Origin of the sequence: Amycolatopsis circi, from assembly GCF_003385235.1 — a bacterium.
In the GTDB taxonomy this organism is placed as follows: domain Bacteria; phylum Actinomycetota; class Actinomycetes; order Mycobacteriales; family Pseudonocardiaceae; genus Amycolatopsis; species Amycolatopsis circi.
Genome location: NZ_PQIA01000089.1, coordinates 26,312 through 38,813, shown reverse-complemented (window position 1 = coordinate 38,813; position 12,502 = coordinate 26,312). Strand labels below are relative to the sequence as shown.

Below are 12,502 nucleotides of genomic sequence, written 5' to 3'. Positions count from 1 at the left end.
GGTGGGTTTGCCTGCGGTTGGGTGCTCGGCTGGACCGGGGGTTGCTGCGCAGGTGGTGTCGGTTGGGCGCTGGGTACGGGCGGAGCCGGTTGTTGCGCAGGCGGAGCCGATTGGACGCTGGGCGGAGCCGGTTGTTGCGCGGCCGGAGCCGGAGGGTTCATCGGCGACGCGCTCGGCTGAGCCGGAGGTTGCTGCGCAGACGGGGCCGGTTGGGCACTCGGCGCAGGAGGGCTCGCTGGCGGAAGCGGTTGTGCGCTCGGCTGAGCCGAAGATTGCTGCACAGGCGCAGTCTGTTGCGAGCCGGGTGCTGGCGGAATCTGTTGCGCCGCGGGTGCAGCCGGGCCTGCTGGCGGAAGCGGCTGAGCCGGAGGTTGCTGCGCAGGCGGAGCCGGTTGGGTGCGGGGCGGTGGCGGTTGCTGCGCCGCCGGTACTGGAGGGACCATCGGCTGCTCCGTGACCGGCGCGGCAGGAGGTGCCGCCGGAACCTGTTGCGGCGTCCCGGAAAGAGTCTGCTGCGCCGGGGGCTGAGCGACGTACTGCGGACCCGGGCCAGGCTGGTGTCCCCCTGGCTGGGGAACCTGGCTCGACGGCACCTGCGGAGAAACCTGGCCTGACGCCGGATTCTGCCCACGCCACCCCGTCGAGACAGAAGCGTCCTGGGCTGCCGAGGTCTCCGGAGCCGCTTCGTGCCGACCGTGCGCTGCAACCGGATTCCCTTGTGGCGGCAACGCTTCCGCCGGTCGTGCGGGCTGCCTCGGCTCGTGGACGTACGGCTTCGGCTGCCACGACTGCCTCGCCCGCAACTGCGGATCCACCGGCTGCTCGCGAGCCTCGTGCGGTGATGGGGCGGGAGTCACCGGCGCGGGAGCATCTTCTGCCTTGGGCTGAGCGGAATCCGCGGTACCTGAGTCGGGCGGAAGGACCGGCTCTTCGACAGTCGTGCCCGAGTCAGTCGCGGGCACCGGGTCAGGCCGGGGTGCCTCTGTCGCAGGGGTCGGATCCGGGCTGGTGGTCTCTGGAACCTGGTCAACCGTCGCAGCGGGCGGGACAGGCGGCGCGGGCACGGGCGGTTCCGGAGCCTTGGCATTCGTTACCGGCTCGGGTTTAGCTGCCGGAACCGAACCGGCGTGGCCAGCACTAGCGGACGGCCGCATCTCCTCCGGCGGACGCGGTACCGGGCCTACCGAACCCGGCACCCCCTCCAGCCCGTTGGGAACCGACCGCCACACCGGAGCCGGGCCGATGTTCATCGGTACCGGTGCGGGCAACGGCCCCACCGGTCGCACGTCGCCGGAAGGGGCCGGTGCCGCAGCCGGGCGCGGGATCGGGTCCAAGCAGGACACCAGCACAGTCGTCCGGTCCGGGTCCTGGACCTTCCGGCCGCTGCGTTCCCGATAGACCATCTCCCCCACGGCGTCCATCTCCACCAGGTAGCCAGCCTCCGCCAACTGCTCCTCGTCGAGATCGACCAACCGCTCATAACGGGACGGAACCACCCGGTACACCGGCCAAGACAACCGGGCGTGCTCCGCGTGGAACTGGGCCAGCAAAGCCGCCATCTGCTGTTGCCACGGCAGGGACATGCCCTCGGCCAGCGAGCGCGGCAGAACGACGTACCCGCCGTCCACGCCGGGCATTCCCTGGTTCAGCAGGTCCGCCAACGGGGTGCTGGACGCGGGGTGCGCGGACTGGCGCGGCTGCTGCGGTGCGCCGAACAGCGACGCCGGGTCCTGGGGCTCGCTCTGGCCTGGTTTGCCTCGCTTGCCGAATTTCCGTGCCACGTGTGCCATCCTCTGCCAGCGCGCGGCCACGTGCTCGTGGACAGGCCGCGACTTCGGGGTGAATCCGGACCCGCGGTACTGGGCACCCGCGGGTCAAGAGCCGATGCCTCCCGCACCCATGCTAGACGCCGGGGCGCACCGCCTGCGGCACGACTTGGCGCTCGTCGAACGAGAACGGGCGCACGTGCACCGGGACGCCGGTCTGCTGGGCCTCGACGATCTTGCCGTCTCCCAGGTACATCGCGACGTGGTGGATGGTCGTCGGGTCGGCCGGGTCGGTGGCGAGGAAAATCAGGTCGCCGGGCTGTGCTTCGCGCACCGGCAGCATCGCGCCGGCCTGGTACTGGTCCTTCGACACGCGCGGAAGGATCACGCCCGCCGATTCGTAGGCGCGCAGCATCAGGCCGGAACAGTCGTAGGAGTCCGGGCCGGTCGCGCCCCAGATGTAGGGCTTGCCCTGCTCGCCGAGCGCGAACTTGATCGCCTGCGCCGCGGCCTGGCTCGGCGGCAGCGCGGCGCCCATGCCCTGCCCGCAGCCGACCACGTCCGCGACCTGGCCCATGTTCTGCACCAGCGAGGCCGCCATGGCCTCCCAGCGGTGGTACCGGTCGGGGAAACCGGAGCGTTCGACTCGCTGCGCGGCGTCGCCGGGGCGCAGGTTTTCCCAGTCCGGGACGCTGAGCAGGACGTCGAAGAATTTGTTGATCGCGTAGTTCGGATCGGTGACCTGTGCCGCGCTGCCCCAGTTCATCGACGGGCGCATCTGGAAGATGCCCAGCGAGTCCCGGTCGCCGAAGTTCACGTTGTGCAGCCGCGATTCGGTCATCCCGGCCTGGATCGCGACCTGCCACGCGCGCGGCGCGAGGCTGCGCTGCTTGCCGATCGAGATGATGAGCGAAACGGTGCCGCGCGACTCCTGGTCGAGTTCGGCCGCGTCCGACCCGCCCTGCTCCGGCTGGCCGGGCTGGGTCGGGCCGATCGCGGCGTCGCACGAGGTCAGGGCGATCCCGCCGGCCGCTGCCTGCTGCTGGTCGCTCACGACTTTCGTCACGACGTTGGTGGTGAGCACCGTGGCGAAAACGGCGGCGATCAGCACCGAGACGAGAATGGCCAGCTTCACGGTCAGCTCGCCTGGTCGTAATCCGACACTCGCCATCCCGCGCTGGTGAGGACCACGGTGATGCTGAGTTTCGGACCGTCGGTGGGGACCACGACCTTGACTGAACTGGAGTAGGACTGCGCGACCGTCGGATCGCCGGTGACCTTGGTCGCCGGGATGTTCGCGGGGTCCACTGTGGACATGACGGGGAGGTACTCGTCGGTGGTGAGCCCGCGCATCCCGTTGAGCCAGTCGGCGTTCGTGATGCCCGCGGGATGGCGCACCCACGCGGTCGCCCACTGCTTCGCGACGTTCAGCGCCTCCGGGCTCGGCGCCGCCGACGTCGGGGTGACCAGCGGCTGCGACAGCCGGGTCGGCAGGGTTTCAGTGCTCGGCACCGGGGCCGCGACGCCGGTGTGCGGCGCGGCCGACGAGTTCGGCGGAGCCGCGCCCGGCTGCGCGGACGCCGGTTTGCCCAGCACCTTCGGCAGGCCGATGCCCAGCGCGGTGATCACCAGCGCGAGGAACACCAGCGTGCCCACGAGGTGCCGAGGCGAGCGGAGCGGGAAGCCCCACAGGCGGCGGTACACCGCGGTCCGGCCGCGGTTGGTGCGGATCGGCATCGGTCACCGCCCCATGACCTGGTCGGTGTCGCGGACCTCGATGCCGCGCGACGGGCGGTACAGCACGAACACCGGCTTCCCGGCCACGACCTCGGGATCCACCCGCCGGGGCTGGGCCCGGATGCCCTGGGTCGGCACGGTGAACCCGGGCTGGTCCGGGGCCGGGGCGGAGTAGCCGCGGTCCGGCGCGGCCATCCGCGACGGGACGACCACCGGTTCCGGCTCGTCGCTCCACCGCCGGTCGGCGACCGGGGACGTGTCGACCTGGCGGCTTTCCTTGACCGGCCAGCGCGCGCCTGCCATGACGTAGTCGCCAGGAGCACCGGCGACCGGGTGGTACTGGCCGAAGACCGGCGCGCCTCCCCCGCCGCCCGCGGGCAGCGCGCCCGCGGCGGACTGCGCGGGACCGACCGCACCCGGCCACGGAGCACCCGACCAGGCCGCCGCGGGCCGAGCCGCGCGGGAAGCGTTGTCCAGCCGCTGAGAGCTGGCGAAAACCGCCGCCTCGGGGCGATACCGGCCGCCGCCGACGGTCGCGCCGATCGGGCCGCGCTGTTCGCCGTCGACGACGTCGTCGGTGTCGCGGACGTTCTGCCAGAACTGGTCCTGCGGGGTCGGGCCGTTCTTCCGGCGGAACCGCGAGAACACTCCGCCGCCCGGCGAAGGCACCGCCGCGCCGACCATGCTGACCGACATCTCGACCATCTGCCACAGCCGCCGCACCGGCCGTCCGACGAGGAACAACAGGACGGTGATGAGCCCGGCGAGGACCATCTTGGTGAGCAGGTTGAGCCCGTCGCCCGCGGCGAAGATCGCCTGCAGCAGCAGCGCGTGCACGCCGGCCAGGACCGACAGCACGACCAGGTTGAACGCGATGCCGCCGGCAACCTTGAGCACGCGGCGCAGGATCTCCGGGTTCAGCAGCGCGACCAGGCCGATCAGCGGCGCGGTGAGCGCGAACAGGCGGATCAGCACCTGCGCGAGCAGCACGGACGCCTTGGCCAGCAACTGGAAGAGCGAGTAGACGAGGCTCTGGCCGAGGGCGAGGAAACCGGCGCCGGTGCGGCCGCCCGCCTCGCCGGTGAAGTAGCCGGTGGCGGGGCCGAGTTTGGTGGAGATGTCTTTGAAGGCGGCCTTTTTGGCGTCGACGACGTTCTGCTTGGCGTCGTCGCCGTTGCGCAACTGGTCCCAGGTGAAGGCTTGGGCATCGAGCAACGGGCGGCCGTACTGGGCGGCCTGCGGCGCGTCCGGCGACCCGAACTCCCCGCGCATCCAGTTCTTGTAGACCACTTCGTTGTGCAGTTCGGTCGGCAGGATGTGCCGCACGACCCGGTTCTCGGACTCGTCCACGAACCCGGCCTGGATGTTCGTGGTGGTCTGCACGATCGCTTTGTCGATCGGATCGAAATATCTCAGCATCGCGAGCGACGACGCGGCCAGCCAGACGCCCGCCATCGCGTAAAGCGCCCGCTTGCTGACCCCGGCCAGGTCGCCCCGCCAGATGTTGCGGAACAACATGATCGACAGAATCAGCGCGACCAGCCCGAACAGCTGCGCGTAGATGTTGTTGTAGACCTTCTCCGCGCCTGCCTTGACCGCGTTGTAGATCGGGTTGAGCAGGCCGCCCTCGAGCACCGTGTAGTGCAGCGAGTTGGTGGCGCCGACGATGTTCTTGCCGACGTTGAAGAGCTGGTTGCCCGCCCAGGTGTCGATCGTGGAGCTGGGCGAGGCGATGGCCGACAACGCCGTGCAGTTCGTCTGGTAGGTGTTCCAGACGAATCCGGCGTAGCTGTAATCGATGTACGGGCTGCCCGCTTCACCGTGGCCTTCGGCGGGATCGAGCGCACCCACCATCCCCGCCCCCGGACGCTCCGGGTTAGGCGATTCCCCGCAGGCCGCCGCGTTGGCCGACGGAGCGAACAGCACCGTCTGCAGCCCGATCACCGCCACCACAGCCAGCAACGACGCGCGCCGGCTCGGCCGGCGGCCACCGGGCTTCGGGCCCTCCTTGACGCGTTTGCGCAGCGCGTGCCAGCCGGCGGCGAACGCGAGGACGAACGCCAGCGTGAAGACGGTGTTCACGCAGGCCTCCTCACGGCCGGCGCGGGCCGGCCCGGATCACCGGGGTTCATGCGGCATCCCTGCCGGTGCCGCCGCCTTTGCCGCCGGCGCGGGCGTGCCGGTCCTCCTGCCGTCCGTTGCGCACTGCACCCTCCACCTCGCCGGTCTCGGACGCGAGCGGATCCGGCGAGCCCAGCAGCTGCTCGTCGGCGAGACCGACCTCGAGTTCCGCTTGGAGTTCGAAGTCGTGTTCCAGCTCTTCGTCCTCCGGTGGGGCGGGGACGTACGGCTTGGCCTCGTCCTCGTGGGGCACCACGAGGTCGCTGCCGGGTTTCGTGCGCGCGTCGGGCGAGCCCGGGGTGGTGTCCATGACCGCGCGCAACGGGTCGAGATGCGGGCCGGAGAAGTCGACGCGGATGCGTTCCACTCCGCCGGCCCCGTCGCCGAAGATGAACTGCCGGGGCTCCATGTCGCGTTCCAGCCCGCGCTGCTGCGCTCCGGGGCGACGGCCGAGGGCCGCGACGACCTGCTCGTAGCCGACGCCGACCGGCACTTTCAGCAGCCGCAGCGCATCGGCCTGGGCATCGTCGTCGTCGAGACGGCCGACGAACACCGAGTCCAGCAGCGCCACGAAACCCTGGATCTTCAGGAAGTCCGCCGGGATCTGCGACGACAGCAGCACCCGGACGTTCCACTTCCGCGAGTCACGGGCGAACCGGTTCATCAGCACGCGCCCGGTCGGCACCTCGGACAGGAAGAACGCCTCGTCGATCCAGACGCCCTTGCGCAGTTCCTTCGGCTTCTCGTACACCGACCGCTGGGTCAGCCAGGCCGCGAGGTTCAGCATTTCCACGCCGAGCGATTCGGCGTCGGTCCAGTACTCGCGCGGGACGCCGTCCTTGGGCAGGGTCAGGCCCGCCATGGTCAGCACGGTCATCCGGTCGTCGCGGGTCTCGGCGTACGGGTCCGCGTCGGTCTCCGGGATCAGCAGCGCCATCCGCTCGCGCATTTCGTCCAGGAAGTCCGCGACCACGACCGCGTGCTCGTGGTGCTCGCTCGAATCCCGTCGCAGCGCGTCGATGACCTGGCCCGGGTCGGCGTCGAACCGGCCGCCGACCGCGCGCACCGCACGCAGCAGCACGATCCGGGTCTGTGCCATCCGCGAAACCTCGTACGGCAGCACGCCGGTGAGCACGTCGAGCACCAGCCGCCGCCGGGTCGCTCCGGCCAGTGCCTTTTCGCGCCGCCACGAGCGTTCCGGGTCCTCCTCGTCCATGAAGTGCTCGATCAGCGGATCGGCGACCACCCGGTACGGGTTGAGGATGCCCGGCTGGGCGTTGAGCAGGTTGATCGGCCGCGCGTACGGCCGGATCTCCGGCAGGTCGCACAGCCGCGACAGCGGGCCGGAGGGGTCGAGGATCGTCCAGTGCGCCCCGGCCCGCAGCGTCTTGTAGACGATGCCGCCGCCGAGGAACGACTTGCCGCCGCCGAGGCCGGCCACCATCGCGGTGAGGCCCGATCCGTCGCGGATCTCCTGCGCCATCCACGGGTCCCAGGCCACCGGCCGCCGTGTCGCGGTGACCGTTTCGCCGAGCAGGATCCCGCGCCGGTCGCCGACCTCCGCGGTCGCGGTGGGCACCGCGGACGCCGTCCACACCACCGAACCGCGGCGCATGTACGCGCCCGAGGCCAGCGGCTCGCCCGGGATGAACTCCCGGGCCATCGCGTACTGCGCTTCCGGATGCTCGATGGCGATCTTCGGCTTGTACAGGTCCAGCAGCTGCTGGGCCAGCCGCAGCGCGTCGCGCTCGGTCGGGCCGGACACCGCGAGCCGCCACCACGACCGCACGCGGGTGGCCAGCGCGGTGAAGCCCGACGTCATCTCGTCGTCGATCTCCAGCACCCGGCCGGCTTGGCGGGCCAGCGACTGCGGCGGTTCCAGCTCGTGCTCGTCGGTGTAGTGCTTGACCTGCGAGCGGACCTTGTTCATCTGCCGCTGCAGCTCGCCGGACACCTCTTCCGGACGCCGCACGTAGATCCGCGCGGACACCTCGACCGACGCGGGCAGCCGGTCCGCGTGCTGGATCCACGGGTCGTCGACCTCGGGGATCTGCAGCCCGTGCATCTGGCCGACGGTGAGCACCGCGAGATGCCGCGACACGCCGGCGTTGGACCCGGTACGGCCGCGCACGGTGACCGTGGGCGCGTACGGGTCGGCGTGGAAATCAGCCGCGTCGGTGAAGCTGGCGAGGTCCTCGGGCTCCCACGCCGCGCCCGGCACCGCGGGCATGTTGCGCGGCGCGGGCAGGCCCAGCGAGCACGAACGGTGCATCAGCCAGGACATCTCCTCGGCGTGCACCGGACGGCCTTCCAGCCCCGCGCTGCCGATGACCTGGTCGAGGTGCTCGATCTCGGAGTCCAGCGCGGCCAGTTCGGCGTCGACCGCCTCGGGCAGGATCCGGCGCAGCACCGGCGCGGCGCGTTCGACCGCGCGGTCCACCATGCGCCGGGTCTGCACCTGGACGCCGAGGTAGACCTCTTTTTCCGCCATCGAGCGGCCCATCAGCTGCTGCTGCTCGCCGATCAGGTAGTCGTCGAACGACAGCGCGCCCGGCACGTCGCCCGGCCTGCCGACCGCGTTGTGCACGTGCGCCTCGGCCCACATCCGGATCGGGTACGGCCGGTTCGTGACGCGCAGGTGCAGCCAGCGGCCCTGCAGTTCGGCGTACTGGCCCGCGATGGCCGCGATCAGGTCGCGGCGCTGCGAATCGGAACGGAACGACCAGCGCTGCGGCGCGAGCCGGTACCAGGCGTACACCTCGTACCCGGTCCGCAGCAGGTGCCCGTCGATGCTGCGCGCGGCGATCGACGGCGTGTACGCCGGTATCGCCTGCTCACCGGGCAGCCGGCGGCCCTTGCCGCCGGAGTTTGCGCCGCCGGACGGCGGACGGCCCTGCGGCGGCGCGTTCCACGCGCCGGCAGGGACGTCTTGTTCCCGTTTCCCTCGGCTTCCGCCGCGACCGAACAACGACTACCTCCCGGCCCGAGCCGCGGGGCGGCTCCGGCGCGCTCGTGGTGCTCCCTGTTTCCCGGCACTCGCGCCAGCACCGCGACGGGGGTCGCGGTGCTGGTACTGCCGCCTTCTCTTGTGCTTCGGCAGCGGGCGCTCCGCCCGCACCCGGACCCGGCTGGCGCTCATCGCGCCGCCCGCGCCCGAGGTCCGCTCTCTCGGCGCGCGCAGTTCCTGGCCCATCATCGCGATCACCGCGCCCAGCGGGCGTTCATGGCTGATCTTGGAGGTGATCAGCCTGGTGATCACGATCGTGGCCACGAACGCCCACGCCGTGGAAAAGAACCCGAAACTCCAGCCGACCCACCGCTCCACGGTGAGCACGACCAGGAAGACCGGAATGCCGACGAGCCATGCCACGTAACGGGCTCGCCAGGGAAAAGTCGCCTTCGGCGGGCCGAGCCAGACGGCATCGACCCGGTACACCTCGTCATCGGTCCTGATCCGCACGCCTGCTCCGCCTCAGCCGGTGAACAGGCCGGCGATCCACTGGCCCACGTTGACGCCGGCGCCGCTGACCGCGAGTCCGATGATCGCGAGCGCGATGACCACGCCGGCGAGCCGCCGCATGACCCCCGCGTTGTCGCCCTTGCCGCCGCCGAGCCACAGCAGCAGCAGCGCCACCGCGAGCAATACGAGTGGGATGACGTTGTCGAGCAGCCAGGTGCGCACGTTGTTGGTGCTGATGTCTCCGGCCGCAAGAGTCTCGAGGGCGGTCAAGCTGGTCATCGCGATACTCCCGGTGCACGGTTGGCGCCGCGCTGTTCTGGCTTCGGCGAAGCTGCGAACACCATCATGGCGTTACAAGGGGTAATGGTCAAAGCGCGCTGCGTAGATGTCGACTTGTAGTTAGCGGGCGGGTACTACGGTCCGGTGGTCAGGATTCCTCGCCCTCCATCATCGTGGCAAGGGTGCTCCGGAATAACCCAAGCCACCCGGATTGCGCAGTGTTCCGGCAGTGCGGCTCCGCAAAACGCGCGGCGCTCACTCTCAGTGCGCCCCGGACCGGCGTGTCGGGCAGGCACCAGTGTGGCATGCCCCGATCGGCGTTCCGCCGCGAGTCCGGTGAGTGACAACCGGATTGGAAAACAATCCGGAATTGATCACTCTCTGATGCGATAACGGTCACCATCACGTCCGATGTGCGCATTTGTTCACTACAAAGCGTGATCCCGGGCAGCTCCCGACCGTCTCGCCGATCAGGCCCGGAACGCCGCGCTCGGGATCGCGCCGGCTTCGATCACCCGGCGGCTGAGCGGAGCGCACAGCTGCTCCAGCCGCGCCGTCTTCTCCTCGCCGAGGTGCCGCCACGGACCTTCCGCCGCCGCGTTGGTCGCCGTCTCGACGCGGTCGCGCAGTTCCAGTCCGCGCTCGGTCAGCACGCCGTCCGCGTCGAGGATTCCGTCGACGACCAGCCTGGCCGCGACCGCGTCCCACTCCTCGTCGCTCCAGCCGCGCGTGCGCTTGGCGGTGTCCGGCGGGGTGCCGTTCTTGGTCGCGCTGTGCGTGACCAGCGCGTCGAGTCCGGGCAGTCCGTTCGTAGTCAGCGCCGCGACGTGCCCGTCTCCGCGGTGCTCGCGCAGCAGCGTGATCGCGTGCCAGAGCGCGAGATGGGGCTGCTCGGGCCACGCCAGGTCGGCGTGGGCGGCGTAGAGCGGACGCCCCTCCGGACGGCAGCCTTCGGTGGCTTCTCGCGCGAGCGCCGCCGCTTCGGCGACCTCTGCGGACTCGACCGTCTCGTCGCCGAGCAGCCGGCGGTAGATCTCGTCGACAGCGGCGAGCCGGGCCTCCAGGACGGCCTCCGGGGTGGCGAGCGTCCAGACGCGCGGCACGAAGTGCGCGACGAGGCTGGGGCTGAAGCTGTAGAAGGTGGCGGTGACGGTGCCCGGTCCGACCGCGCCCATCGCCGCGGCGCGGCTGGCGAAGTAGGTCATCGACCCCGGTTTGAGTCCCGCGGCGGCGAGCCGCTGCTGAGTCTCCGGCGCGAAATAGACGGGAGCGTGCAGAGCGTCGAAAGTGGTCCGGAAGGCGACAGCGGTGGCGACGGCTTGACCCATGCGCCCGATCGTAGCGATCGGGCGGACGAGCTGGCATGTAAGCCGGATCCTGTTCCCGGGCCGCCTCGCGGCGGACCGGGCGACGGTCATCCATCTCGGCCTGCCGTCGCCGGCAGGCTCCAGCGGCCTACCCGCAGGCATCGGGCGGGCCGCCCTCGATCGCCTGCGCAGGAGCGGTGCTCCCTCTTGGCCTTGCTCCGGGTGGGGTTTACCGAGCCATCCCGGTCACCCGGGATGCTGGTGGTCTCTTACACCACCGTTTCACCCTTACCCCCGTCGCGAGACGGGGGCGGTCTGTTTTCTGTGGCACTGTCCCGCGGGTCGCCCCGGGTTGCCGTTAGCAACCACCCTGCCCTGCGGAGTCCGGACTTTCCTCGGACCGGGAGAACCCGGGCCGCGACCGTCCTGCCAGCTCGTCCGCCGGAGCAGCCTACCCGGGAGACCGCGCGGACCCCGGCACGGGCTGGCACAACGGCCCGCGTGCCTCCGCTCCGTCAGAGGTCTGTGAGGGGAACCCTGGGGGACTCTGAGTCCCTCAGGGTTCCCCTCACGGACAGCAAACCCGCCCCGGGCGGCACCGCACCCGCTGTCGAGAAGCCCATTCCACCGCGTGGACGCGCGTTGACCCGTTTCCGGGCCGCTGTTTCACTCCCGCCATGTCCGCACTTGAAGCATGCGAACCTCTGAAATTCGCTTACTGGGTCCCGAATGTGAGCGGCGGCCTGGTCACCAGCGACATCGAACAGCGCACCGATTGGGGCTACGAGTACAACCGCGACCTGGCCGTGCTCGCCGAGAACAACGGCTTCTCCTACGCGCTCACCCAGGTCCGCTACACCGCCAGCTACGGTGCCGCTTACCAGCACGAATCCACCGGTTTCAGCCTGGCGCTGCTGCTCGCGACGCAGCGGCTGAAGGTCATCGCGGCCGTCCATCCTGGACTGTGGCAGCCCGGCGTGCTCGCGAAGTTCGTCGCCAGTGCCGACGTCATCTCCGGTGGCCGGGCGGCGGTGAACGTGGTCAGCGGTTGGTTCAAGGACGAGTTCACCGGACTCGGCGAACCGTGGCTCGAGCACGACGAGCGTTACCGCCGCTCGGAGGAGTTCATCCGCGTGCTGAAACAATTGTGGACCGACGACCATGCCGAGTTTCGCGGCGATTTCTACCGCGTCCACGATTTCGACCTCAAACCCAAACCGGTCGCCGGTCCCGGACGGCCGCATCCGGAGGTCTTCCAGGGCGGCAACTCCACCGCGGCGCGCAAGCTGGCCGGTCGCGTTTCGGACTGGTATTTCAGCAACGGCAAGGATTTCGACGGGTTCAGCGAGCAGGTCGGCGAGGTGCGCGGGTACGCCGCCGAGAACGACCACACGGTGCGGTTCGGGCTCAACGGCTTCGTGATCGCCCGCGAAACCGAAGCCGAGGCGCGCGAGGTTCTGCGGGAGATCGTGGCGAAGGCGAACGTGCCCGCAGTCGAAGGATTCCGCTCGGCGGTCGCACAGGCCGGGAAGTCCACTTCGGACACGAAGGGCATGTGGGCGGATTCGGAGTTCGCGGACCTGGTCCAGTACAACGACGGATTCCGGACCGGGCTGATCGGGACGCCGGAACAAATCGCGGACCGGGCGATCGAGTACAAAAAGCGCGGCGCGAACCTGCTGCTGCTCGGATTTTTGCACTATCTGGAGGACGTCGAACACTTCGGCCGGGCGGTGCTGCCGGTGATCCGGGAGAAGGAGCGGGTGCTGGAACGCGGCGCGGGAGTCCCGGAACCGGCGGGGATCTGAGATTTCGCGGCAGCTAGCGTTCGG

The 12,502-nt window shown here is 70.3% G+C and carries 8 protein-coding genes and 1 other RNA gene; 1 reads left to right on the top strand and 8 read right to left on the bottom strand.

Annotated features, from left to right (window positions below; genetic code table 11):
• Positions 1-1,902: 1,902 nt before the first annotated feature.
• The 8 genes from D0D37_RS30720 to rnpB form a co-directional block, all read right to left on the bottom strand.
• Positions 1,903-2,901 carry a C40 family peptidase gene (locus D0D37_RS30720; protein ID WP_116204091.1) on the bottom strand — a complete coding sequence of 333 codons (999 nt, stop codon included), beginning with the start codon at positions 2,899-2,901 and terminating at the stop codon, positions 1,903-1,905.
• 2 nt (positions 2,902-2,903) lie between these two features.
• On the bottom strand, positions 2,904-3,503 hold the full coding sequence (locus D0D37_RS30715) for an acetyl-CoA carboxylase biotin carboxyl carrier protein (RefSeq protein WP_116204090.1): 600 nt from the start codon (positions 3,501-3,503) through the stop codon (positions 2,904-2,906).
• Positions 3,504-3,506: 3 nt separating this feature from the next.
• Entirely contained in the window at positions 3,507-5,585 is a 2,079-nt protein-coding gene (locus tag D0D37_RS30710; protein WP_116204089.1) for a magnesium transporter, read from the bottom strand.
• 46 nt (positions 5,586-5,631) lie between these two features.
• The gene (locus D0D37_RS30705) at positions 5,632-8,592 is read right to left on the bottom strand and encodes an ATP-binding protein (RefSeq protein WP_116204088.1); all 2,961 of its coding nucleotides are present in this window, start codon (positions 8,590-8,592) and stop codon (positions 5,632-5,634) included.
• A gap of 3 nt (positions 8,593-8,595) precedes the next feature.
• Positions 8,596-9,084, bottom strand: coding sequence for a hypothetical protein (locus D0D37_RS30700; RefSeq protein WP_116204087.1), 489 nt, complete (start codon positions 9,082-9,084; stop codon positions 8,596-8,598).
• Positions 9,085-9,096: 12 nt separating this feature from the next.
• The gene (locus D0D37_RS30695) at positions 9,097-9,363 is read right to left on the bottom strand and encodes a hypothetical protein (RefSeq protein WP_116204086.1); all 267 of its coding nucleotides are present in this window, start codon (positions 9,361-9,363) and stop codon (positions 9,097-9,099) included.
• A 470-nt stretch (positions 9,364-9,833) separates the two neighbouring features.
• Positions 9,834-10,691, bottom strand: coding sequence for an SCO6745 family protein (locus D0D37_RS30690; RefSeq protein ID WP_116204085.1), 858 nt, complete (start codon positions 10,689-10,691; stop codon positions 9,834-9,836).
• A 22-nt stretch (positions 10,692-10,713) separates the two neighbouring features.
• Positions 10,714-11,107, bottom strand: an RNA gene (rnpB, locus tag D0D37_RS30685) — RNase P RNA component class A.
• A gap of 240 nt (positions 11,108-11,347) precedes the next feature.
• On the opposite strand from rnpB, the gene sfnG reads away from it, so the two are divergent.
• Positions 11,348-12,478: a dimethylsulfone monooxygenase SfnG gene (gene sfnG / locus D0D37_RS30680; RefSeq protein ID WP_116204084.1), complete on the top strand. Its 1,131-nt coding sequence runs from the start codon at positions 11,348-11,350 to the stop codon at positions 12,476-12,478.
• Positions 12,479-12,502 lie beyond the last annotated feature (24 nt).

Coding starts and splice junctions, on each gene's coding strand:
- D0D37_RS30715 (WP_116204090.1), bottom strand. CDS start 3,503: ATGCCGATCCGCACCAACCGCGGCCGGACCGCGGTGTACCGCCGCCTG.
- D0D37_RS30695 (WP_116204086.1), bottom strand. CDS start 9,363: ATGACCAGCTTGACCGCCCTCGAGACTCTTGCGGCCGGAGACATCAGC.
- D0D37_RS30690 (WP_116204085.1), bottom strand. CDS start 10,691: ATGGGTCAAGCCGTCGCCACCGCTGTCGCCTTCCGGACCACTTTCGAC.
- sfnG (WP_116204084.1), top strand. CDS start 11,348: ATGTCCGCACTTGAAGCATGCGAACCTCTGAAATTCGCTTACTGGGTC.